This is a genomic window from Desulfosarcina widdelii, assembly GCF_009688965.1.
Classification (GTDB): domain Bacteria; phylum Desulfobacterota; class Desulfobacteria; order Desulfobacterales; family Desulfosarcinaceae; genus Desulfosarcina; species Desulfosarcina widdelii.
Window position 1 is genome coordinate 1,183,380 of the sequence record NZ_AP021875.1, and the last position, 22,351, is coordinate 1,205,730.

The following is a 22,351-nucleotide window of genomic DNA, read 5'->3' on the forward strand; positions in this document are numbered from 1 at the left end:
CTCCTTTACGCAAAACTTTTTACCAGGGATCCGACAATCAGATACCAGCCGTCGGCAAGGACAAAAATCATCAGTTTGAACGGTAGGGAAACCATAATGGGCGGCAGCATCATCATACCCATGGAGAGCAGCACACTGGCCACCACCATGTCGATAATCAAAAAGGGCACATAAAGCATGAAGCCGATCTGAAAAGCGGTCTTCAATTCGCTGATGATGAAAGAGGGAATCAGCACCGTGGTGGGCACTTCGTCAACATTGGCCGGCCGGTCCAATTTGGCCACATTGACCAGAAGGGCCAGATCCTTTTCGCGGGTCTGGGAGACCATGAAGTCGCGGATGGGCCCCATAGCCCTGTCGAAGGCCTGTTTCTGATCGATCTCTTTGGCCATCAGCGGCTGGAGGGCTTCCTGATTGACCTGCTGCCACACCGGGGCCATCACGTAAAACGTAAGAAATAGGGAAAGTCCGATGACCACCTGATTGGGCGGAAGCTGGTTGGTGCCCATGGCCTGCCGAAGCAGGGAAAACACGATGGCAATGCGGGTAAAGGAGGTCAGCATGATCAGGATCGACGGGGCCAGGGAAAGGACCGTCATCAGCAAAAAGAGCTGCATCACCACGGCCACCTTGCTCTGATCGGCCTGCTGGTCCAGCCCGATGCTGATCAAGGGCGCCGGTGCCTGGGCCCACGCGTTGGCTACCGGCAGGAGTAAAACCAGCAAGATGACCAGGACAGCCCCCATCCCAACCGTTTTTTTCGCGCATCTAAGGCCGTGGCTGCGCTCCTTTGGGGGAAAGGCGTTTATTCTCACTGCCGGTCCTCCTTGCCTTTCCATCCACGTCCCAGTTGCCGCAATCGCTGAGACAATATGGGCCCGAAGGATTGTGGGGGGGCATCGGAGGCGATGCGCGAAAGCACATCGTCTTCTTCCAGGGTGTCCAGCAGGTTGATGCGGTCACCGGCAACCCCGACAACCAGCACTTTGCCGGGAACATGGACCAGGGAAATGGTCTTTTTCACGCCCATGTAATGGCTTTCCAGCACCTGGATCTGTTTTCCGCCTCCGGTACCCATGCGCTGACGGGTCAATCTCCTCAGGCCGTATAAAAGGGCCAGGATCATCACCAGCACGACACCCAGCGACGCGATCATCTTCAGTCCGGCCGTCAATATATCCGGTGCTCCGTTCATCCCAGTTTCTCCACCCGTTCCACGGGACTGATCACCTCCGTAAGGCGAATGCCGTACTTTTTGTTCACCACGACCACGTCGCCTTTGGCGATGAGCCGGTTGTTGGCCAGGATTTCAAGCGTGTCCCCGGCCTCCTTGGTCAGCTCGATCACGGACCCCTGCCCCAGTTTGAGCAGGTCATTGATCAGCATTTTGGTCCTTCCCAGTTCAATGGTGATCTCCAGCGGAATGTCCAGCAACAGATCCAGATTCTCTCCGTCACCGGCTACCTTACCGGCAGCCGTTTTGGGGATTTCGAACCCGCCGGCTACCGGAGATGGCGGATTGGCCGCCTTTTTCGCTCCCGCCCCATTGGGTGCATTCCGTGTATTGTTTTCAGCCATGGGTTATCCCTTTCCCTGGTCCTGGTCGATCGCTTCGGTGATCTGCACGGCCTTGCTCCCTTTGACGACGCCGGGCATTCCTAAAAATTTGGGCACGCGCTCGATGTTCATGATCACGTGGTTCTGGGGACCGGTATTCAACCGCAACACATCGTCCACTTCAAAATTCAATATGTCCTGCACCGAATAGATCGTCTTTCCCAATTCGGCCACAATGTTGACTTCGGTGCGACCCAGCAGTCTGCGGATTTCATCGCCGAACGAGCTGGCGCGGTCTTTTTCGCGAAGGTAGCTGGAACTGAGCTGGTCCTTGATGGGTTCCAGCATCAGATAGGGCAAACAAAGGTGAATGTTGCCTGAAAAGAACTCGGTACTGATGGCAAAGACAACGATGATCAGCTGATCGCTGGGATTGACCAAGTAAACGAATTCCGGTTTGGTTTCGATTTTTCGCAAGGAAAGGTTCAGGGGATAGGCCACGTCCCAGGCCGTCTCCAGATCTTTTAATACGGCCATGGCGATTTTCTGGAGCATGCGCCGTTCAATCATGGTAAATTCTCGGATCTTCTCCATGGGCTTGCCGTCCCCGCCAAACATGCAGTCGATCAAAGAAAAAACCAGGTTTGGCTCGAAGGCCATCAGCGCGGAGCCGATCAAGGGTTCCATGCTAAAAATGATGAATCCGGTGGGGTTAGAAAAGGCCTTGATGAATTCGCCGAACTTGACGGTTTCACGGGAGATGACCTTGACGGATATGGTTCGCTGAAACAGGTTGGAAAGGGAACCTTGAAAAAGGTTCACGAATTTGTCGTATACCTCCTCCAGTGCATCGAACTGGCCGCGCTGCATGATATTCTGGGCGGTGAGATCGTAGGAATGGACCTCGACAGGGGCCTCCTGTTTTTCCTCGACAACATCGATTTCCCCGCTGTCCATTGCCGAAAGCAGCGCATCGATCTCCTCCTGGGATAGAATCTGGTCGGCCATGGTCGCTTCCTATTGTACGACGAATTCGGTAAAATAGAGGTTGTTGACCTGCCCTTTGGTCATCAGGCTGTTGATCTTTTCCATGATTTCCTTTCTCAGGGCGATTTTTCCCTCCGTGGTACTCACATCTTCATACTTCTTGGTGGGCAGGATCATCAAAATCGCATCACGAACCTGGGGCAAACGACTTTCGATGGTCGTCATCGCCTCGGGGTCGCTGAGTTCCAGGGCCATGGTCACCCGCAGGTAGCGCTTGCCGCCGCGATCCGCCAGGTTCACGATCATGGTGTCCAGCGAGTACAGCGGGCCAATGGCGTTTTCCTCTTCTTCCACCGGGATCTCCTCCACCGTGGCCGGATCCTGGGGCAACTGGGAAATCTTGTTCCAAAGGATGAAGAAACCGCCCCCCACGGCCCCCATGAAAAGCAACACAACCGAAATAATAATGATCATCAAAGTTTTCGACATACGCCTGCCTCCGCCGGATAATAAATCGGATTCGTATCGACCCGATTTGGATCGATGATGACATTAAATAGCATGTTGCATGCCATAGTAAAAAAGTGAGAGCGCGGGCAGTTTAGAACCGTAATAGATGCGAAATTACGGCCTTAATTTACCGGTTGGCGGGGGAAAGCGGCTCTGTTGCGTCAAAAAGCTTATGTTGGCAAAGGTGTAGGTGAGAAGAAAGAGGAAACGAAGCGCGTCAATAAATACGAACAAGGGTCAAGGTCTTGACAGGCGACAAGCGGTTTCCCGGATTTCAGGAAACCGCTTGTTTATGTCCAATCGTCAGCCCCGGCAAAAGGCTATCGCTTGATATTGATCAACTCCTGGAGGATCTCGTCGCTGGTGGTGATCACCTTGGAATTGGCCTGGTAGGCGCGCTGGGTGGTGATCATCTCCACGAATTCAGTGGCCATGTCCACATTGGACATCTCCAGGGTGCTGGGTGCGATGGCGCCCAAGCTGGCAGTGTTGGGGGCGCCCAGCAGGGCCTGGCCGGAGGCCAGCGATTCGGAGTAAAGGTTGCTGCCCTGTTTGGCCAGTCCGGAGTAGCTGGCAAAATCGGCCAGGGTGATCAAGGCAAAGGGGAGCATGGAACCGTTGGAATAGATTCCCGTAAAATAACCGTCTTCGTCCACGGCTACCGATTGAAGACTGCCGGAGGGGTAGCCGTTCTGACTCTGGGCGGTTTTGGTGGATTCGGAACTGTAGCCGGTGACGCTGCCGTCGGATCCGACAGCGTCTAAATATACCCATGCAACTTCCAAGGGATCCGTAGCGTCCGTAAACCCGGTTATCTCGAGTATCGGATTGCCGTTGGCATCCGTATTGGTCGCAGTCGAAGTGGTTCCGGTGGGATCCAGGTTCCCGTCCACATCGAATTCGATATGCCCTGTGGTAGCACAGCTCAGGGACGTGGGTTCCACGCTTACCGCCCAGTCCCAGCCATCGGCGACCCGTGTGAAATTAATATCCAGAATCACCTCGGATCCAAGGGAATTATAGGTCGTGATGGAACTTGTGAATGTATCCGGGACAGATGGATCGGCGTTGCTGTCCAGGTTGAGCCCGAAACTGATTTCGCTGGTGGCGTTGGGTTCGCTGCTTCCGTTGGGCAGGGTGATGTCGCCGATAGTACCGATGTTGCCCGTGGACGGATCGACCGAATACCCCTGAACGACAAATCCGTCCGGTGTAACCAAATTGCCTTCATTGTCCCATTCGAACTGCCCGGCACGGGTGTAGTAATTAATGTTGGTGGAAGGGTCGCTGACCATGAACAGGCCGGCACCGTTGACCGAAAGGTCGGTGGCACTGGTGGTATTCTCCAGGGACCCGGCTTCCCACTGGGGGTTGACCCCGTTAAGGGTTACACCGCGCCCAATCTGGACGTTGGTCTGGCTTAAGGTGGAACTGAAAATATTGGCGAAAGATACCCGCGAGGCCTTGAAGCCGTTGGTATCCACATTGGCGATGTTGTCGCCGATCACCGCCATGGCGCTGGTATTGGCTTTCAAACCTGAAATTCCCGAGTACAATGAACCGATCATAACCGATCTCCTTTATTTTTCCATTAGACGTTTTCGTCAACGCCGGCAGCTTCAACCCGCACCAGCGAAGAAATGGCGACTTCCTGATCGCCGACCAAAAGCAGCGTCTCGCCAGATTGATAGTCGATACCCGTCACTTTCCCGCTGACATAGGAGGTGGAAGAAACGCTATCGCCATTGGCATCGACAGCCATGACCGAAAAGGTATACACTCCGTCGCTGACCGTGGTGCCGTTCGCGTCGGTACCGTCCCAGTCGATGGTATGGGTACCTGCAGCGAGGCTGCCGGCATCGATGTCGGTCACGAACCCGCCGGAGCTATCGTAGATCTGGACATACACGCTAGTGGAAGCGTCACCCAGCTCAACGGAAATGCCGTCGGCGACCCCGTCCGAAACGGAAAGCGTGTCACCGGCGGCGGTAATCGTCGAACCAATGAAGCCCGCGGCTTCGATGTTATTCAATGTGGACTGATAGACTTCGAAGTTCGCCAGCGTATCATTTACGTTTTGAAGTTGTTCGAGGGAGCTGAACTGGGCCAACTGGGCCGTGAACTCGGTGCTGTCCGAGGGGTTCAGCGGATCCTGGTTCTGCAATTGGGCCACCAGCAGCGTCAGAAAATCGTCCTTGTCCAGAACCGTGTCGTCGGTGCTGTCAGTCGTTGTGGTGGATTGGCTGTATACTTGGGAAACGCTCGTAACGGTCATTGTCTTTTCCCCTTGAATGTCATTGTTCAGGCCTTGCGGTAATCCGCAATAAATCAGGCGAAATAATTGACGCGGTCTGTCCTTGCATCCGTCGGATGGTCATCCTCACGATTGCCGTTCTCCCGATGGTTCGTTTCCGGTTCCTGCTCGGAATCCTGGCGCCGACCGTTTTGAAAGGACGGGTTTTTGAACATCTGGGCAAACTGTTCCCGCTGCTGCTGCTGCCCCGCGTCGGGGTTGACCGTCACCTCGAAGCGGTCGATGGTCAAGCCCTGATGCTGCAATTCCGTTTTCAGGTGGTGCAGGTTGGCCTCGACAACTTCCTTGACCATCGGATGATCGGTTACCATGCGAACCACCACCTGTTCCTTGTCGGCGGCGATATTCATCTGGACATTGCCCAGAAAATCAGGTTTCAACCGAATCTGAATCTCGCTGCGCCCCTGGACGGAACGCAAATTGGCTTTGTCCACGATCTGGTCCATTACCGTGGTTTGGAAACGCTGGGCTGCCGATGCTTCCGCCCTTTCCGAAGGTTCGGCCTGAATGGCACCGGATTTTTCGGTCATCGTCCGTGTGGCATCCTGAATCGTATCGAAGAAACGATTTTGTTCCGGGCTTGCCGTTTTTACCGGTTCCGATGAAGTCGATCCCTTAGACAGTTCCTTTTCACCGGCATCCGACGATTGATTTCTGTCCTGTATTTCACTTCTCACAACGCGACTGTTATCTGGATCGACTTCATCTGCTGTCGTCGAATTTCCATCTTCCTTGACGGTCGAAACCGACAGCGGCTGTTGGGTCTGTTTTGTATCTTTTGGAGATGAGATTGGATTGTCGCCCTGAAAGACTTTCTTTGCCCCGTCAAACATGCGCTGCGAATTGATTTCGGGACTTTCTTCATCAATTGTATCGTCAGTTAAAGCAGCCGATGAATCGACCGGAGATACTGGTTTTTCCTTATTTTTCGTGGTCTGCAAGGTCTGGTTGAACTCGGCCGTTTTGATCTCATCCTGAGCCTGAGCCAAGTGCCCGGTATCGGGACTCTGTTCCGTCGTCACGGTCAACCCCGATGCTGTATCGATTTGCGCCAATGTACCGGACGCGGTCGCCCCTTGACCTTGGCCATTGGTCTGCGCTTCCTGTCCGGCACCGGGTATTTTTTGAACGGTTGCCGCCGGCTTTTCGTTAGAATTCAGGAGCTGATCGGACCCGTTGGCCGAATCCATAACGAGATTCGTCAGCACCGGCAAAGACGAACCTTCGCCCGTATGTAGGTCGGTATTCGCCAATTGCTGAAGGGCATCTTGAATGCCGGAAAGATCAACATCGCTTAAATTTTGCAAGTCCTGGACCTCATCGGAGAACTCCGGTGACAGTTCCATGGCGTCGGTAATCATGGTCAACAGTTGATCCCAGTCAACGGCTTCCAATTTGGTTGTTTCCGATTCTGCGGATTCACTTTGAAGAAGTTGATCCGGGATCTCTCCGTCGGAGGCTAACGTGGCGTTGTCTCCAGTGAGTTTCCGGACCCATGCGGAAAACGAATCGAAGGCTTCGCCACCGGTTTGTGCAGTTCCAGCATTGGCCGCTGCCGGATTTACGGTTCCGGTGCCGCTTTTTCCCATTGCGGGCAGCGCCCCGGTGGCCTGCATAAGAGTGCCAAAAGGAATCATTCGCTCTCTCCGTTGGCGTTAATCATTTTTCTGGCAAAACGGTTCACCGCGACTTCATCGATCAGTTCCATTTCCTTTTTCAATATGGCCCGATTGTAGCGATCCAACCCCTGCTCCTTGAGTTTTTCCAGAATCTGACGCCGCTTCATGGCTTCAAGCAGCTCGTTCTGTTTTTTTGATTCGACCTCAACAAGCTTTCCAAGCGTGGATGTTTGGCGGTCGATTTGTTCGGCAAGCCTTTTGAGATAGGCATGGTAGGCAATCACCCCGTCACTGGAAAGGCCTTTGGATTGTTCTTCCTTCAATACCGTTGCTGTATCCATCTCTTTCCTTTTCATCGTGTCCAGTTGCTGCCGCGCCCTGGTCACCTGCTGTTTGATTTCGGCAAGTTCCTTTTTCAGGTTGTCTTCGATAAATTGCCGATGATCCAGAACAATTTGCAGGTTGAAGGTATACATGGTTTTGCAACTATCGATTCGGGTTCAATCTGCTCTTGTTTTAGCAGCTAGCATACCTCGTGCCAGATATTCCCATCTCTATTTCTGCCTGTTTTTACAGCTTTTTTTATTGCTCTCTGTTTCTGTTTGAATTCCCTGAGGCTTTGTCGACCGGCAACAATTTCCTTCGGCAGCACTTTTTTCCCCGGTCGGTTTCCCGAATGAAAAAACCGCTCCAGCGCAAAAGCCTCTGGCTATTGCATCATGGCCTGCAACGCCGCGACGCTTTCTTCAAACGTTGTAGCTTCCTTGATTCCCTGTCGGAGATATCGGTTGACGGACTCGATCATCTGGATGGCGAAGTCGATATTGGGGTTGCTGCCGGCCTCATAGGCCCCGATATTGATCAGGTCTTCGGCTTTGCGATATGTCGCCAGCACCTCCTTGATCTTTCCCACGTGGTGTTTGTGGTCGAGATCGGTAATATCTTCCATCACCCGGCTGATGCTTCTAAGGATATCGATGGCCGGATAGTGGTTCTGGTTGGCCAGATCCCGGGTGAGCACGATGTGTCCGTCGAGAATGGAGCGCACCGCATCGGCGATGGGTTCGTTCATGTCGTCCCCTTCCACCAGGACGGTATACAATCCGGTAATGGTACCGCGATGCGACGACGTACCCGCACGCTCCAGAAGCTTGGGCAAAATGGAAAAGACGGAGGGTGTGTAGCCTTTGGTCGTCGGCGGTTCGCCTAAAGACAAGCCGATTTCCCGCTGGGCCATGGCTAGCCGGGTGACCGAATCCATCATCAGATTGACATGCTTGCCCTGGTCGCGGAAGTACTCGGCAATGGCGGTGGCAATGAAGCCTCCCCGCAATCGCACCAGTGGCAGGTGATCGGAGGTCGCAACGACGACAACGGATTTTTTCAACCCTTCCTCGCCAAGATCTTTCTGAATGAACTCGTTGAGTTCACGGCCACGTTCACCGATCAGGCCGATGACGTTTACCTCGGCCGCGGTGTTGCGGGCGATCATACCCATCAGGACACTCTTGCCGACACCGGAACCGGCAAAAATTCCCATGCGTTGGCCGCAGCCAACGGTCAGTAGCCCGTTGATGGCCCGGATGCCCAGATCCAGGGGGCGCTCGATGCGGTTGCGAAGCAGCGGATTGACCGGGTTGGCATAAATGGGATAGTTGTTTTCGACCGGTATGGGCCCCTTGCCGTCAATGGGATTGCCGAGTCCGTCGATTACTCTGCCCAGCAAGGCCGGCCCGACGCCGACCTGCGCCTTTTCGGTCCGGGCCACCACCTTGCAACCCGGTCCCAGGCTGTGGATGTCTTCCAGGGGCATCAGCAAAACGGAGTCTTCTCTAAACCCCAGAACTTCAGCACTTACCGGTCTCGTGCTGTTCTCGGCAAAGATATCGCAAACGCATCCGATCTGCGATCCCGGCCCACTGGCTTCGATGACCAACCCGACCACTTTTTTAACACGGCCGTTGGCGCGTATCGCCGCTACGGAACGAACGGTGTCATAGTATTTCTCCAGGGAAAACGGCTGATTCATGGCGTCGGGTTTACCCTTCGGCAATGGGTTTGGGCAGTTGATCGTTCAAACGTTCTTCAATCACTTTGATCTGCTGCTCGATTCTCGCGTCAACATCGCCGAGTCGGGCCTCGATCACGCAGCCTCCCCGGCCAACGTTTTCATCGCCTTCCAACGCCAACTGCGCATCGGCATCTCCGCCGTTTTGCAATTGATCGCCCAGCGCTTCTACCGCCTCTATATCCCGAGGGTTAAGGCGTACCGTCAATTTTCGGGGGTCGGCCACCTGTTGCATAGCAGCCTTGACCACCTGTTCGATGACGTTGCCGTGTTCGGTTTCGTAATGCACGATCTTTTTGGCGATGGCCAGTGCCAGACGAACGGTCTCGATCTCCATCCGCTCGCGATCCCGGCTACGGATTTTTTCCGTCTCTTCGATGGCAGTCCGCATCGCTGCAACGGCCTGGTCTATCTTTTCCCGGCTTGCGGCCGCCGCCTCGGCGATCCCTTGCTCCATTCCCTTGTTGAACGCCTCATCGACCAGTTGACGCACTTCTTCCGAATCTTCCAAATTCCCGGTAGGTGCGGAACAATCATGATCGGAGCCAATCCCCATCCCCACAAAACTGTCCGGTTTGGGCTGCGGGCGGCGCTCTTTTTCCGCACCACAGGGAATCTCGGGGAAATAGTAGAGCGCACAAGATTCGGATAACGATGACCGGTTGTCTTCGGGTGCGTCAGCCAACAAATTCCTCCCCTCCCCTTCCGCTGATGACCAGCTCTCCTTTTCGTTCCATATCCTGAACGATCTTGGTAATCTTCTGCTGGGCATCGGTGACATCCTTGATGCGGACGGCTCCGGACACTTCCATCTCCTCTTTAAGAATCTCGGCCGCCCGCTGGGACATATTGCGGAAAATTTTATCTTTGACCTCATCGGTCGAGGCCTTGAGCGCAACCGCCAGTTCCTGGGATTCCACGGAACGCAGTACCTTCTGCAGGCCGCGGTCGTCCACGAGTACGATGTCGTCGAAGATGAACATGTTCTGCCGGATCTCTTCGGCCAGTTCGGGGTCGTCTTCCTCGATCTCTTCGATGATCTGCTCGGCCGCGGTACCGTCGATCATGTTCAGTATTTCGGCCAAACGGGGCACGCCCCCGGCTTTCTGGGTACTTGAGGTTTCCTTGTTGGCCAGAATTTCCTCGAAAGCCCGGTCGATCTCCTCGAGCATTCCTGAGGCGACTTTATCCAGATTGGCGATGCGGTAGGCCACATCGGCCCGCAATTCATCAGGTAGCAGCCCCATCACTTCACTGGCAATATGGGGCTGCAGGTGGGCGATTATCAGAGAGATGGTCTGGGGATGTTCGCTTTGAATGAGCTGAATCAGCAGATCCGGCGGTATGGACTGGATGGCATTCAGATTTTTTTCCCGCCGCTCATCCGCACCCTCTGGGGTCGCCTTCTCCCCCCCTTCCTTGCTTTCGATCTGTTTTGGGGGCGCCGCCTTTTCCAAAAATTCCCGGGCGACACTTTCAACCAGGGCCGGTGAGATCGATTCCAGCTTGGCCTGAAGTTTGAAGATCAGATTGCGTTCGGCCTTGGTAAGCTGGTCGACCACCGGAGAAATCACATCCCATCCCAGGGCGTGGACAAGAATAGCTGCTTTTAATGATCCGATGAGGTTTCTGGGGTCCATGGTCGATGGTTTCGGGTTTAACGTTTGGGGTTCAGGGTTCAAGGGTTCCAGGGAATACGAATAATGTTCTCAGCGATTTCGTAAAAAGGTCGAGATCAAGGCTTGCGAGTCCCGAGGAAGGAGGCGTACCTAAACGTACTCCGCACTGACGAGGGACGAAGCGTAACGCCGATATCGGGGTTTTTACGGAATCGCTTATCATGTTTCTTTAAGCCACGTCTTCATTAGCTGGGTAGACCCGGAACGGTTCTCCTTGATCAGGTTCTCGATCTGTCGGGTGTAACTGTTCTCTTTGTCAGCCTCCGCGTAGCGGCGCTCCAGCTCCTTGATGGTCTGGGGAAGCTGCTCCAGCATCTGGATCTCCTCGATGGGCGTCGAGGTCAGCCAGCGCGCCAGCGGCTTGATGATCATCATAAAAGACATCAGGAAGAACAGGGCTGCCGCGGCATATTTGATCAGGGTCTGGTGGGTTTTGAGCATGTCCATCCATCCCGGAGACTCGGGCTCGATTACCGTATCCACGGCCATGTCCACCTCAAAGGGGATATTGGCCACTTCGATGACATCGCCCCGGGCAGCATCGTAGTTCACCGCACTTTTAACGATACTCTCCAGTGTGGCCATCTCTTCGGGCGTCCTGGGGACATATTGTGCCTGCTCCCCTTCGGCCCCTTCTTCGGGCTCACGGTAGGTTCCATCCACGACCACTGCAACGGACAGCCGCTGGATGCTGCCGACGGGCATGATCTCACGGTTGACGCGTTTGCTCACTTCGTAATTCTTCGTGTACTGCTGTTTCTGGTTGTTGCGCCCGCCACTATCGGTGGCCATGCCCGTATTTCCAGGCACCACATTGGCCTGAAGACCGGGAACGCCGGCGGCGACGGCATCGGCATCGCTGGAAAGGGAACTGGATCCCTGTTCACTTCGGATGACCGATTTGTCCGGCAGGTAAAGCTCCTCGGTTTTCTCCTGCTGGGTGAAATTGAGCAGGCAGGAAACGCGGACAATGGCCTTGTCCTGTCCCAGGACGCTTTCCAGCATGGTCTTGATGCGGTTTTCCATCAGCCGTTCCTTCTTTTCCTGGAAGGCCAGCTGATTGGATGTCACCTGGCTGACGGTGGATTTTTCCTTGAAACCAGCCAGCATCTTTCCACTGTTGTCGATGATGGTGACATCTTCCGGATCCAGCCTGGAGACGCTGGAGGAGACCAGGTGGACGATCCCCTGGATCTGATCCTTGCTGAGGTATTTGCCGCGCCTCAGCTTCAGAATCACCGAGGCCGTGGCCGGCTCCTCTTCTTCGATAAACAACGAACGCGCCGGCATAACGATATGGACCCGGGAGCTTTCCACCTCCATCAAGGTGTTGATGGTCCGGCTCAATTCCCCTTGCAGAGCCCTTTGATAATTGACGTTCTGGACGAATTCGGTCATTCCTAATTTCGTGTCGTCGAATACTTCGAATCCGATTCCAGTGCCCCGGGGCAGTCCCAGGGAGGCCAGGTTCAGCCGGGTTTCGTATATTTTGTCATAGGGAATGCGAACCCCCGCACCGTCCATGGTCAACTGGTAGGGGATCTGGTTTTCTTTCAAATGGGCAACGATTTCGGCTGCATCTTCGGGCGCCAGATTGCTGTATAGCGGATGCATATCGCCGGTTTCCGACCAGGTCAGCAAAAAGGCGAAAGCGGCAATGGTACCGCCCACCAGGATGGCCATGGCCACCAGTTTTCCCGTCGATAGCCCTTTTAAGGCCAGTTTCAGTTGCTGCGGCAGCGTGGATAACGAAAAAGCCATTGGTACTCCGTTTACTGGTTTAGAGGTTCAGGGTTCAGAGTTCTTTCTTTCGTTGATCTTTCTCATAGACCAGCAGGTAGTTGATGAAACCTCGAATGGTGGCGCGGGTTCGTCCGGCATGATCATAAACATCCTGAAACTCAGATCTGGTTATGTATTGTTGATCCACCGCCATGTAGAGCTCACTCTGGACTTCGGTACAAAACCGTTTTGCATACCGAAGAAAGCGAACAAACTCGTTGTTTGTCTCTGAATCGAACCCTTCCGCTATATTGTACATGGATGAGCCTGCTGCATTCTGAATTTGCTTTTTCAAACCGAAGTCACGAACAAACTCACCCTTTTTTGTCAGTCCATAGACCTTGCGGGCTAACTGTCTGGCCAACTGCCATGCCTCAATATCCTCAAATCGTTTTATTCTCATACTTTCTCAAATCAGCGATTACCAATTCGCGCTGAAATTACGATTAGTAAGAAAACCCGACAACCGCGGAACCCTGAACCTTTTAACGGTTTCTCATATCGACATGCGGCGAATCTCGTCGTAGGCGGAGATGAGTTTATTGCGAATCTGCATCACCAGTTCGAAGGAAATCTCCGCTTTTTGCATGGAAATCATGGTGCTGTGGATATCCTGATTTTTGCCGGTGGCCAGCTCGTCAATGGCCTGATCGGCGTCCACCATTTGCCGGTTGACATCGTCCAGGGAGCGTTTGACGAAATCGCTGAATGGTGTCTGGGACGCATTATCGGTCTGTTTCTTTTCAACCCCGGCTTCCGGCAGCAAGGGCTGCAATTTGGAAATCGTCAGATCGTTCATGAGCTTCTCCCGATATCCAGTGCGGTCCCCGCCATGTCCTTGGTCGCCGCAACGGCCGTTGCATTGGCCTCGAAGCTCCTGCTGGCGGATATCATGTTGACCATCTCCTCGACGATGTTGACGTTGGGCAGCCGAATGTATCCGTTTTCGTCCGCATCCGGATGGTTGGGATCATATTTTTCAATAAAAGGCTTTTCGTCTTCGATGATGCCGGCCACCTTGACACCATGCCCTTCCTCTGTCGTGCGTTCGTCGAGAATTTCCTGGAAGCTTTCCCCTTGCGCCGCCTTGAAGATGACATCCTTGCGTTTGTAAGGTTCGCCGGTTTCGGTGCGCGTTGTGTTGGCATTGGCCAAATTGCTCGATATGAGGTTCATGCGCAGGCGCTGGGCGCTCAATCCGGTCGAACTGATGGATAGGCTGTCCATAAAATTCATGGGTCTAATTTCCTCCCTTGATGACGTTTTTCAATCCCGACAACTTGGATTTGACCATCTGGGCCGAGGCCCGGTAAAGCAGGCTGTTTTTGGCCAAGGAGGTCATCTCGGCATCGATGTCGACGCCGTTTTGGTCCCCCCGGAACAACAGGGGGTTGTCGCCATCGGCTGTGTGGGCAGTTTCCGGGTCGTCCGGTGCAGGGCGCCCGGGCAGGTGACGTTCATCGGTTAGCTGCATGGAGCCGGATACGGACGCTTGGGGCTCTTTTTGAAGGGCCGCTTCCACATCCATCACAAAAGGCTTGTAGTTGGGCGTATCCGCATTGGCCACGTTGTTTAAAATGGTTTCATGCTTGCGTGCCCGCAGGTCTAACGATCGCGATAACGTCGAGATCGTACCGCCGAACAGATTGACTGGATGCTGGTCCATACTACCCTCTGCTTAATGTCGTTGTATCTTTGATCAGCAAATAATGTACCATTACTTTACGGTTTCGATTTCTTCCTTATATTCGTTCAATTTGTTACGCAGTGTCCGGATACTGATTCCCAGCATTTTGGCCGCATGGGTGCGGTTGTCGTTGACGGATTGTAACGTATTGGTAATCAACTGTTTTTCCATCTCCCGGACCGTCATTCCCATTGCCGGGGTTACAGTGGCCGACATATCCTTTGGCCCGGTGTCAAGGATTAAATCTTCCGGCAAAAGGGTTTCGCCGCCGCCGATAAGAACCCCGCGTTCAATGGTGTTTTCCAGTTCGCGGACATTTCCAGGCCAGTTCTGGCGCATCAACAGGTCCATGGCTCCTCCGGAAATGCGATCCATTTTTTTTCCGTTCTGACTGCTGAAACGCTTCAGAAAGGCTTCAGCCATCAAGGGAATGTCGTTTTTTCGTTCCCGTAAGGGCGGAATCGTCAAAGGAATGACGTTCAACCGATAGTAGAGGTCCTCCCGGAAGTTTCCCGATGCCATTGCCTCTTTCATCATCCGGTTGCTGATGGCAATTACTCTGGCCTCAATGGAAATGGAGCGGTTGCTGCCGACTCTTACGATTTCCCTCTCCTGCAGGGCACGCAGCAGTTTGGCCTGAAGCGGCAATGCCATCTCGGTAATTTCATCCAGGACCAGGGTTCCTTTCCCGGCGCTCTCGAACTTACCGATTTTTCGTGAGATGGCCCCGGTAAAGGCCCCTTTTTCATGGCCGAACAGCTCGCTTTCGGCCAATTGTTCCGGCAGGGCGGCGCAATTGATAGCCACATAGGGCTCGCTGCTGCGTTGGCTGTGGGCGTGAATGAAAGCGGCCAGCAGTTCCTTGCCCGTGCCGCTTTCTCCGGTAATCAGAATACTGGCCGTGCTCGGTGCCACCTTGCGTGCGATCTCCAGCGTTCCCAGCAGGGCGACGTCCTGGGTAATGAAGGTCTTGTCGTTTCTGGTCCGAACGGGTTGCGAACCTTCTCTCACGGCGATATCCCGGGCCGCCTTCTGGAATGCTTCCCAAACCAGATCGTTTTCGAAGGGATCGAGAATAAAATCGGTCGCACCGGCCTGCATGGCCGCAATGACGTCCCCAGCCGTCCCTTTTGCGGCACCGATCAGAATAGTAATATCGGGATATTTCCGCTGGACCTGTTCGCTCAAGGCTACTGCCGAAAAGTCGTTGAGCCGCATATCGGAGTACAGGATCTGGATAGGATACTTCTCCAGTTTCTCTATCGCTTCCCGGCCGGTTGCACACCCTTTGATTTGGAATTGTCCGACCTCTTCCAAGACGCTGTACAAATGATGGCGCAGTTCAGACTCCGAAGTGACCAGCAATACTGAAATTGGATGATTCACCATGATCGAGATGCCATAATTCGTTTAAGAGAATAGACAGACCGAGTTTCTGCAGCGCAAAATATCGTATCGCTACACAACGCAAATAAAATGCCAGCTATCGTCTATCCGTTTAATATAGCGCCGAACAAGCGTGTAATTATTTGTTTTATCAATATTTATTTTAAATGTCCGGAGTTGATGTCGAAGGGAGAAAAAGCTTGGTAGGGTAGGCACTTCGGTGTCAATTCGGCAAAGAGCCGTCACCCCATTGACAGGGAAGTGAGATGTGGGAGATGAGATATGGGGTTCACCGCAGAGGCGCAAAGGACGCAGAGATAAGTTCTGTTGATTTGTTTGATTGGTTTTCAGTCGGGGGCTTTCGCGATAACCTATCCGCATTCATCCGAGTCCTATATCCCCTTCGAATATGCGTTTCAAACGAAGTCCCGCTCTGGCAGGATAAACCGGGTGGTAAAAATCCAAAGTGGAACGGGAAAAGTGAGATGGGAAAGCCACATCAAGCGCATTTTTGCAGGTCGTACCGCTTGATCTTTTCCACCAGCGTAGTCCGCTTTACGTGCAGCAGTTTAGCGGCCCGGTTTTTCACCCATTTGGTCTTTTCCAGACTCTGATAGATCAGGCGTTTTTCGAACTCGCTGACTGCGGTACTCAGGCAGAGACCCTCACCGGTGATTTCAGGTGACAGGATACAGTTCTTAGGCGCCTCGTCTCTCATTTTCCGCGGCAGATCGTCGATTTCGATCTCCCCTTGCCCTTTGATGACCACAATCCGCTCCATCAGATTGGCCAGTTCCCTGACATTGCCGGGCCAGGTGTACTGTATCATCACGTTCAAGGCCTCTTCGGATATCGAATCTACGGCGGTGGTTTTGGTCGAATTTAACCGATCCATGAAGTGGGCCACGAAATGGGGAATATCCGAACGCCGTTCTTTAAGGGCGGGCAGTTTTATGGGGATTACGTAAAGTCGATAAAACAGATCTTCCCGGAAATTCCCTTTCTGAACTTCCTCCTCGAGGTCGCGGTGGGTCGCCGCGACAATGCGGACATCCACTTTTGTCGTTTTACAACCTCCCACCGGCTCGAAGCAGCGCTCTTCGAGGACCTTGAGAATCTTGACCTGAAGATCCTGACTCATATCCCCGATTTCGTCCAGAAAGATAGTGCCGCCGTTGGCAGCCTCGAATTTGCCTACTTTGTTGGCCGTTGCACCGGTAAACGAACCTTTGACGTGACCGAACAGTTCGCTTTCCAGAAGGTTTTCCGGGATGGCGCCGCAGTTGATGGAGACAAACGGCTGATCCCTGCGGTAGGATTGCTTGTGAATGGCATGGGCGATCAACCCTTTTCCCGTACCGGTCTCGCCGTTGATTAAAATAGTGCTGTCGCTGTCCGCTACCCTTTCAACCAGCCGGAAAATATCCTGCATTTTTGTGCTTTCACCGACAATTCCATCGAAAGCGTCTGTCTTGTCTGAGTCAACCGGCGTTTCTTGAAGGGTCTCATTCAAAGCATCGTTTTCGATAATGGGTGAATTTTGCACGACTACACCTCCTGAAAATTATTGATCGTTGACCTGGGTTAAAGATAATCGAGGGATGGTTTCTGAGGTAGCAATTTTGTTGCCGAAATTCAAAAAAATGCTGTTTTTCCTTTCGCTTCATTTTCTGTATACTTTGAATGTCTCCCGTTACCCCAATATATAGATGGTGGTTCTCCCATTAATCCTTACCCGTTGTGTTGAGAGAAATTTTAATCCACGAACTGAGATTTATTTTTACCCCGACAACTTGAAGTTTTTTCTATTACAAGCAGGATAGTTTTACTTGGTTTGTTGCAAATTGCAAAAGGAGGTCGTTTATCACGAACTGGCCCCATTAAGCCATCTGTTCGCTTATCGTCAGTGAAAATTTTTGTCCCACCATTGTTTCAACATTTCGCAAAAAATCGCCCGACATGTCATTCCCGTGAAGGCGGGAATCCATAATCATTTGTAAAATTTGTATAAACATACGCTTGTGGATATTAGCAATGGGTCCAAGTCAAAATTTTGGGAAACCGTATATATCTCAGATCTATATTATTTAAAATTTGATTTTCCCTACCGCACCCGATTTTTCACGGAACGCTCCTTCAATCCTAATATTTTGCAATTTGCATATTTTTGCATTCTGCAAAGTAAAATCTTTGAATAGGTAAGGCGAAAAGATAAAGGTTAGAAACTTTTTTCTAAAGTAAATGCCGTGCAGAACGATAATAGGGTTGTAACGCGCAAATAAATTCGAAAGGAGGCGATGATCCAGCTTTCACGATAAAAACGCGCGGACCACACAAAAATCCGGCAAGAATGCCGATCTAACAAACCTAGAAAAGGAGATTTATCATGGCAATCGCACTTACCGCAGGAATGAGAAGCAACCTTATCGCTCTTCAGAACGTGGACAGCTTGATGCAGACCACCCAAAACCGTCTGTCCACCGGTAAGAAAGTCAACTCGGCCCTGGACGATCCAGTCAACTTTTTCAAAGCTGAAGACCATTACAACCGTGCCAGCGATCTTGCCGCCAAAAAAGACGGTATGAACGAGGCCATCAAAACCATCGAGGCCGCCAACACAGGTATCGAAGAAATCGAAAACCTTCTGGCCCAGATGAAGTCCCTGGCTTCTGCCGCAAAGACTTCGGATAATACCGGCGACCTTAGCGATCAATATGACCTGTTGATCAGCCAGGTGTACTACATGGCACAGGATTCCAACTACGGCGGCCAGAATCTGCTGGACAGTGACAGTCTCTCCGTGGAGTTTAACGAAGATGGAAGCAACACACTGTCCGTCTCCGGATTTGGGGTAGCTGCTAACGGCACGATTACCAGTTCCGGTGGAACTACAACGGCTCTCAGCGCATCCGATTTCGCCAACAACACCACCGTTGAAGCGTCTATATCCGAAATCGATGCCGCCATCTCCATGTTGAGGACCGAATCCCAAAAATTGTCTTCCAGCCTTTCCACGATTCAAATTCGGGCCGATTTTACCACTGAGATGGAAAATACACTGAATACCGGCGCCGACGGACTGACGCTGGCCGACATGAACGAAGAAGGCGCTAACATGCTGATGCTGCAAACCCGCCAGAATCTGGGTACCACTTCTCTCAGCCTGGCTTCCCAGGCTGCGCAGGCTGTATTGCAGCTGTTCTAATTTTGGTATTGTTTTTCGATTCATTTATAATCAAAGCATGGACAAGCGGGCTTCCCCTTGTCCATGCTTGCTATGACGCCGAACAGTTCTCTGAAATCGTCTTTTTTCGACTGTCCCATTAATTTATCTTATATGTCAGTTTTTCAATGCAAGATTTGATGAAATTTCTGAGTTACGTATTGATTTCAATTAATTTTTTGGCATGATTATACGCATGATCTGTTTCATAATGTAGAGTACCAATCCTTCTCCTAACTTAAAAAGGCCAAAAAATTATGGGACTCAAAATAACACTGAAGCCCGGAGAACGGATGATTATCGGTGGTGCCGTTATCACCAACGGTGGTCAGAAATGCAATTTCATTGTTGAAAACAAGGTCTCTATTCTCAGAGATAAAGATATCCTGAGCGCCGAAAAAGCCAACTCCCCTGCACGGCGCATCTATTTTGCGATTCAATTGATGTACATCGATGCAAGCAATTTAAAAACGCACCACAAATCGTACTGGGAACTAGTCAAAGATTTTCTCGAGGCCGCCCCCAGTGCCCTTGGCATCGTTGATCAAATCAGTGAATATATTTTAGAAGGAAATTATTACCAGGCTCTTAAAAACTGTAAAAAACTTATTGCATTCGAAGAGGAGATCATCGCCCGTGTACAATAAAGCGCTCAATGCCTATAAATCAGTTGAAAAAACAACTGTATCCGGCAGGGAAACCGAAGCCAGGGTTTTAACGGAAGCAGCATCCAAGCTTCGGTCCTGCCAGAAAAACTGGGATAGCAATGATCGGAAGGAATTACTGGACGATGCCCTGAACTATAATCAGCGCATCTGGACCATATTCCAGGCGGAACTCGGAAAGCAGGACAACCCGTTGCCGGACAATATTAAACTGGACCTGTTGAGGCTCAGTTCGTTTATTGACAAACGCATCTTCGAAGTTTTGGCATACCCAGACCCAGAAAAGCTGAACATCATCATTAAAATAAATGAAAATATCGCTGCCGGGCTGAGGGGAAATTAAATCAAAAACGCTGTGCCTTCCCGTTCAGGTAGTTAGCGAATCCCCAACCGTTTATCTGAAGATCCTGACCTTTAGAAGAAAATCCATTTATCTCGTGTCTTTGATATGTTGGATACGAGGTTTCTTCCCCGCCTGATATCGTTCCCATATTTTCAAATATGCGCTTTCCAAATGGGTGACGAAACGAGGGGCATCAAATAAGGGTTTTTCAACAAGATTGATCCGTAATCGATCTTTCAAAATGTTGGATTTTAAAGGATTATTCCCCAATTCGATTGCCTTTTTTTCGTAAACTTCCTGTGATTCGCACACAAGATCTTCCATCCCAATCGCATCCAAGATGCTTGCAGACATTCTGGAGGCAAAATGTGTCCCTTTCATCGTGACTACCGGGACCTCGGCCCACAATGCGTCACTTGTTGTCGCTGCTCCATTGACCGATAGTGTATCAAGTGCGAGATCGGCCATTTTCAAACGTTCCAGATGATTCTCTTTGGGCATTTTTTCAGCGAAAATGATCCGCGAAGGATCTACATCTCGATTCTCCGCTTCTTTCCTCAAATTTGAAACTACGGTGTCGTTGCTTTTCAGTAGCCACAAGACACTTTTTGGAACTGACTTTAAAATGTTCATCCAAAGATCAAATACTTTTGGTTCAATCTTGTAACTGGAACAGAAAGAGCAGTAGACGAACCCATCTTCCGGGAGGTTGGCATCTTGCCTGTGAAACCGCGTTGTCGACTCGTTGAATAGGCCGCTGTTTACCTGGTATGTATCCGGCATATAAATAAATTTTTCACTGTAATAATGGGCCTCTTCGGAGGGGGTAACGATTCTGTCAGTGATCAGATAGTCGAAAAAACCGACGCCGGTGGTACCGGCCATTCCCAACCATCGCACCTGAATCGGAGCAGGACGCAAGGACGCAATCTCGAGGCGATGGTTACGCATGTAACCGACCAAATCGATCAAAATATCTACTTGGTCGTGGTAAATACAATTTGCCGCGTCCCAGTGACCCAACAATTTAATGTCTGTAAATTTGTCACAATCACTTTTAATACGTTTTCGATGTTCGCTGGAATCATCTTCGCCATAGGAATATACATTGACATTAAATTGTTTCCGATCATGAAGACCGAAAATTTTCCATGTAAGCTGAGCGGTGGGATGGTTTTTGAAATTATTGGACAAATAACCGATCGTGAGCTTTTTAGTGCTTTTTTCATATTGTACCTCTCGGGGATTATCTCTTGGTTCCAGATGCGCAGGCACAAGCAGGTCGCTCCACTTTTGAGTCACTTTATAATTGATCGACGGATCGCTACACCGTATTAAATTTAGAAAGGGCATCTCTTCAGGACGTTGTCCTTTTTTCAATCTTTTGTAGGTGAACCGGTCTATTTTTCGGTTAAGGGGTTCTAAGAGATCCCACTGGCAACGCTGGTACATTTCATGGACAAGGTGGCAGCAGGCTTTCTCATTTTCAGGATCAAGGACAAGTACCTGTTCGAAAAGGTCAACGGCCATGTTCGAATCACCGTTTTCCTGGAAACAAATACTCATATTGATCATGGATTTGACGGAATGCGGATCGACAGTTAACGCTTTCCGATAACAGGCAATCGCCGATTTGTAGTTGGACCGGTCATAGTAGACATTTCCCAAATTGTGATAGGCTTCTACATCATGGGGCATGAATCTGATTGACTTTTCGAAACAGGCAACGGCATCATCGAGCTTTCCCTGAGTGCGTAGTAATGTCCCCAAGTTGTTGTATAGTTTTCCATTGGAAGGCTGAATTGCAATGGCTCGATTATAGGTTTCCAAAGCGTCATCATAATTACCCGCTTCGCAAAGGGCATTTCCCAAATTTCCTAAGGTTTCCGCACATTCTCCGGAAATTTTGATCACGCTTCTGTAAGATCGAATTGCCTGTTCGATTTCTCCAAGTTCCTTCTGCGCGTTTCCCAAATTGTTGAATGCTTCCGGGTAGTCCGGTTTCAACCGAATTGCCTTCAGGCAGCTTTCCCGCGCCTCGGAAAAATTGCCGATCTCGTTTAAGGCGGCACCTAAATTGTTGCAGGCTTCGGCAAAACTAGGATTAATCCGAATAGCATTCCGATAATTTCCTATTGCTTCCTCTAAGTTTTTCAAAGCATGATAAACAGTTCCGAGATTATAATACGGATCTGCATAGTTATGTGAAAGATGAATCGATTTTTCATAGCATTTTATCGACTGACCATATCTTCCCACCTCCTTCAAAACTATTCCTAAGCTATTGTAATAAATCGGATTTTCTTTTTTTATGGATATCGCTTGAGAAATATAATCAAAGGCTTTTTCCGTCATTCCCATTTGATGGACAACAACACCCATCAGATGCAGCGCATCGGCTTCCTGAGGTTTCCTTTTTAAAACCATTTTGCAAAGCTTATAGGCAAGTTCGATATTTCCTGATTTATGGGCAACGAAGGCTTTCTCTAAATCTTTTTTGGTCATTCTTTTAACCATCATCAGACCCAATT

The 22,351-nt window shown here is 51.1% G+C and carries 23 protein-coding genes; 3 read left to right on the forward strand and 20 right to left on the reverse strand.

All coding sequences use genetic code 11. The features are described from left to right. Positions 1–5 precede the first annotated feature (5 nt). From fliP to GN111_RS05600, 19 genes are all read right to left on the reverse strand, one after another. Positions 6–815, reverse strand: a complete 810-nt coding sequence (gene fliP, locus GN111_RS05510) for a flagellar type III secretion system pore protein FliP (RefSeq protein ID WP_231715681.1) — start codon at positions 813–815, stop codon at positions 6–8. Further along, entirely contained in the window at positions 812–1,195 is a 384-nt protein-coding gene (locus tag GN111_RS05515) for a FliO/MopB family protein (protein WP_155302792.1), read from the reverse strand. Before GN111_RS05515 ends, fliP begins: the two co-directional genes overlap by 4 nt. Then, complete coding sequence (gene fliN, locus GN111_RS05520; protein ID WP_155302793.1) at positions 1,192–1,578, reverse strand: flagellar motor switch protein FliN; 387 nt, start codon at positions 1,576–1,578, stop codon at positions 1,192–1,194. Before fliN ends, GN111_RS05515 begins: the two co-directional genes overlap by 4 nt. 3 nt (positions 1,579–1,581) lie before the next feature. Further along, entirely contained in the window at positions 1,582–2,565 is a 984-nt protein-coding gene (fliM, locus tag GN111_RS05525) for a flagellar motor switch protein FliM (RefSeq protein WP_155302794.1), read from the reverse strand. A 9-nt stretch (positions 2,566–2,574) separates the two neighbouring features. After that, entirely contained in the window at positions 2,575–3,033 is a 459-nt protein-coding gene (locus GN111_RS05530) for a flagellar basal body-associated FliL family protein (RefSeq protein WP_155302795.1), read from the reverse strand. A 341-nt stretch (positions 3,034–3,374) separates the two neighbouring features. Further along, on the reverse strand, positions 3,375–4,622 hold the full coding sequence (locus tag GN111_RS05535) for a flagellar hook protein FlgE (RefSeq protein ID WP_155302796.1): 1,248 nt from the start codon (positions 4,620–4,622) through the stop codon (positions 3,375–3,377). A gap of 23 nt (positions 4,623–4,645) precedes the next feature. After that, complete coding sequence (locus tag GN111_RS05540; protein ID WP_155302797.1) at positions 4,646–5,329, reverse strand: flagellar hook assembly protein FlgD; 684 nt, start codon at positions 5,327–5,329, stop codon at positions 4,646–4,648. A gap of 53 nt (positions 5,330–5,382) precedes the next feature. Further along, entirely contained in the window at positions 5,383–7,005 is a 1,623-nt protein-coding gene (locus GN111_RS05545; RefSeq protein ID WP_155302798.1) for a flagellar hook-length control protein FliK, read from the reverse strand. Continuing rightward, positions 7,002–7,463 (reverse strand): flagellar export protein FliJ, encoded by a 462-nt coding sequence (fliJ, locus tag GN111_RS05550; RefSeq protein ID WP_155302799.1) that lies wholly within the window; start codon positions 7,461–7,463, stop codon positions 7,002–7,004. Before fliJ ends, GN111_RS05545 begins: the two co-directional genes overlap by 4 nt. A gap of 233 nt (positions 7,464–7,696) precedes the next feature. Beyond that, a complete protein-coding gene (gene fliI / locus GN111_RS05555) occupies positions 7,697–9,016 on the reverse strand; it encodes a flagellar protein export ATPase FliI (protein ID WP_155302800.1) in 1,320 nt (439 codons plus the stop codon). A 10-nt stretch (positions 9,017–9,026) separates the two neighbouring features. Then, entirely contained in the window at positions 9,027–9,740 is a 714-nt protein-coding gene (locus GN111_RS05560) for a FliH/SctL family protein (protein WP_170302143.1), read from the reverse strand. Next, positions 9,733–10,695, reverse strand: a complete 963-nt coding sequence (gene fliG, locus GN111_RS05565; RefSeq protein ID WP_155302802.1) for a flagellar motor switch protein FliG — start codon at positions 10,693–10,695, stop codon at positions 9,733–9,735. The genes GN111_RS05560 and fliG overlap by 8 nt, the downstream gene beginning before the upstream one ends. Positions 10,696–10,893: 198 nt before the next feature. Beyond that, the gene (gene fliF / locus GN111_RS05570) at positions 10,894–12,495 is read right to left on the reverse strand and encodes a flagellar basal-body MS-ring/collar protein FliF (RefSeq protein WP_155302803.1); all 1,602 of its coding nucleotides are present in this window, start codon (positions 12,493–12,495) and stop codon (positions 10,894–10,896) included. A 34-nt stretch (positions 12,496–12,529) separates the two neighbouring features. Continuing rightward, positions 12,530–12,919: a four helix bundle protein gene (locus GN111_RS05575; protein ID WP_155302804.1), complete on the reverse strand. Its 390-nt coding sequence runs from the start codon at positions 12,917–12,919 to the stop codon at positions 12,530–12,532. A gap of 93 nt (positions 12,920–13,012) precedes the next feature. Continuing rightward, on the reverse strand, positions 13,013–13,315 hold the full coding sequence (fliE, locus tag GN111_RS05580) for a flagellar hook-basal body complex protein FliE (protein ID WP_155302805.1): 303 nt from the start codon (positions 13,313–13,315) through the stop codon (positions 13,013–13,015). Further along, complete coding sequence (gene flgC, locus GN111_RS05585; protein ID WP_155302806.1) at positions 13,312–13,752, reverse strand: flagellar basal body rod protein FlgC; 441 nt, start codon at positions 13,750–13,752, stop codon at positions 13,312–13,314. Before flgC ends, fliE begins: the two co-directional genes overlap by 4 nt. A 4-nt stretch (positions 13,753–13,756) precedes the next feature. Further along, the gene (flgB, locus tag GN111_RS05590) at positions 13,757–14,182 is read right to left on the reverse strand and encodes a flagellar basal body rod protein FlgB (RefSeq protein ID WP_155302807.1); all 426 of its coding nucleotides are present in this window, start codon (positions 14,180–14,182) and stop codon (positions 13,757–13,759) included. Between the two features lie 51 nt (positions 14,183–14,233). Then, positions 14,234–15,592 (reverse strand): sigma-54-dependent transcriptional regulator, encoded by a 1,359-nt coding sequence (locus tag GN111_RS05595; RefSeq protein WP_155302808.1) that lies wholly within the window; start codon positions 15,590–15,592, stop codon positions 14,234–14,236. Positions 15,593–16,088: 496 nt separating this feature from the next. Next, the gene (locus GN111_RS05600) at positions 16,089–17,135 is read right to left on the reverse strand and encodes a sigma-54 interaction domain-containing protein (protein ID WP_155302809.1); all 1,047 of its coding nucleotides are present in this window, start codon (positions 17,133–17,135) and stop codon (positions 16,089–16,091) included. Between the two features lie 840 nt (positions 17,136–17,975). Between GN111_RS05600 and GN111_RS05605 the strand changes: the two genes are divergently transcribed. The 3 genes from GN111_RS05605 (at position 17,976) to flaF (ending at position 19,820) form a co-directional block, all read left to right on the forward strand. Then, positions 17,976–18,794: a flagellin N-terminal helical domain-containing protein gene (locus tag GN111_RS05605; protein ID WP_155302810.1), complete on the forward strand. Its 819-nt coding sequence runs from the start codon at positions 17,976–17,978 to the stop codon at positions 18,792–18,794. A 275-nt stretch (positions 18,795–19,069) separates the two neighbouring features. Then, on the forward strand, positions 19,070–19,459 hold the full coding sequence (locus tag GN111_RS05610) for a flagellar biosynthesis repressor FlbT (RefSeq protein ID WP_155302811.1): 390 nt from the start codon (positions 19,070–19,072) through the stop codon (positions 19,457–19,459). Continuing rightward, positions 19,449–19,820: a flagellar biosynthesis regulator FlaF gene (flaF, locus tag GN111_RS05615; protein ID WP_155302812.1), complete on the forward strand. Its 372-nt coding sequence runs from the start codon at positions 19,449–19,451 to the stop codon at positions 19,818–19,820. Before GN111_RS05610 ends, flaF begins: the two co-directional genes overlap by 11 nt. Positions 19,821–19,907: 87 nt before the next feature. On the opposite strand, the gene GN111_RS05620 is transcribed toward flaF, so the two are convergent. Further along, entirely contained in the window at positions 19,908–22,325 is a 2,418-nt protein-coding gene (locus GN111_RS05620; RefSeq protein ID WP_170302144.1) for a tetratricopeptide repeat protein, read from the reverse strand. Positions 22,326–22,351 lie beyond the last annotated feature (26 nt).

What these genes read in the sequence shown, in the direction of transcription:
- GN111_RS05515 (WP_155302792.1), bottom strand. Translation starts at nt 1,195, where the DNA reads ATGAACGGAGCACCGGATATATTGACGGCCGGACTGAAGATGATCGCG.
- fliN (WP_155302793.1), bottom strand. Translation starts at nt 1,578, where the DNA reads ATGGCTGAAAACAATACACGGAATGCACCCAATGGGGCGGGAGCGAAA.
- fliM (WP_155302794.1), bottom strand. Translation starts at nt 2,565, where the DNA reads ATGGCCGACCAGATTCTATCCCAGGAGGAGATCGATGCGCTGCTTTCG.
- GN111_RS05530 (WP_155302795.1), bottom strand. Translation starts at nt 3,033, where the DNA reads ATGTCGAAAACTTTGATGATCATTATTATTTCGGTTGTGTTGCTTTTC.
- GN111_RS05535 (WP_155302796.1), bottom strand. Translation starts at nt 4,622, where the DNA reads ATGATCGGTTCATTGTACTCGGGAATTTCAGGTTTGAAAGCCAATACC.
- GN111_RS05540 (WP_155302797.1), bottom strand. Translation starts at nt 5,329, where the DNA reads ATGACCGTTACGAGCGTTTCCCAAGTATACAGCCAATCCACCACAACG.
- GN111_RS05545 (WP_155302798.1), bottom strand. Translation starts at nt 7,005, where the DNA reads ATGATTCCTTTTGGCACTCTTATGCAGGCCACCGGGGCGCTGCCCGCA.
- fliJ (WP_155302799.1), bottom strand. Translation starts at nt 7,463, where the DNA reads ATGTATACCTTCAACCTGCAAATTGTTCTGGATCATCGGCAATTTATC.
- fliI (WP_155302800.1), bottom strand. Translation starts at nt 9,016, where the DNA reads ATGAATCAGCCGTTTTCCCTGGAGAAATACTATGACACCGTTCGTTCC.
- fliG (WP_155302802.1), bottom strand. Translation starts at nt 10,695, where the DNA reads ATGGACCCCAGAAACCTCATCGGATCATTAAAAGCAGCTATTCTTGTC.
- fliF (WP_155302803.1), bottom strand. Translation starts at nt 12,495, where the DNA reads ATGGCTTTTTCGTTATCCACGCTGCCGCAGCAACTGAAACTGGCCTTA.
- GN111_RS05575 (WP_155302804.1), bottom strand. Translation starts at nt 12,919, where the DNA reads ATGAGAATAAAACGATTTGAGGATATTGAGGCATGGCAGTTGGCCAGA.
- fliE (WP_155302805.1), bottom strand. Translation starts at nt 13,315, where the DNA reads ATGAACGATCTGACGATTTCCAAATTGCAGCCCTTGCTGCCGGAAGCC.
- flgC (WP_155302806.1), bottom strand. Translation starts at nt 13,752, where the DNA reads ATGAATTTTATGGACAGCCTATCCATCAGTTCGACCGGATTGAGCGCC.
- flgB (WP_155302807.1), bottom strand. Translation starts at nt 14,182, where the DNA reads ATGGACCAGCATCCAGTCAATCTGTTCGGCGGTACGATCTCGACGTTA.
- GN111_RS05595 (WP_155302808.1), bottom strand. Translation starts at nt 15,592, where the DNA reads ATGGTGAATCATCCAATTTCAGTATTGCTGGTCACTTCGGAGTCTGAA.
- GN111_RS05605 (WP_155302810.1), top strand. Translation starts at nt 17,976, where the DNA reads ATGGCAATCGCACTTACCGCAGGAATGAGAAGCAACCTTATCGCTCTT.
- GN111_RS05610 (WP_155302811.1), top strand. Translation starts at nt 19,070, where the DNA reads ATGGGACTCAAAATAACACTGAAGCCCGGAGAACGGATGATTATCGGT.
- GN111_RS05620 (WP_170302144.1), bottom strand. Translation starts at nt 22,325, where the DNA reads ATGACCAAAAAAGATTTAGAGAAAGCCTTCGTTGCCCATAAATCAGGA.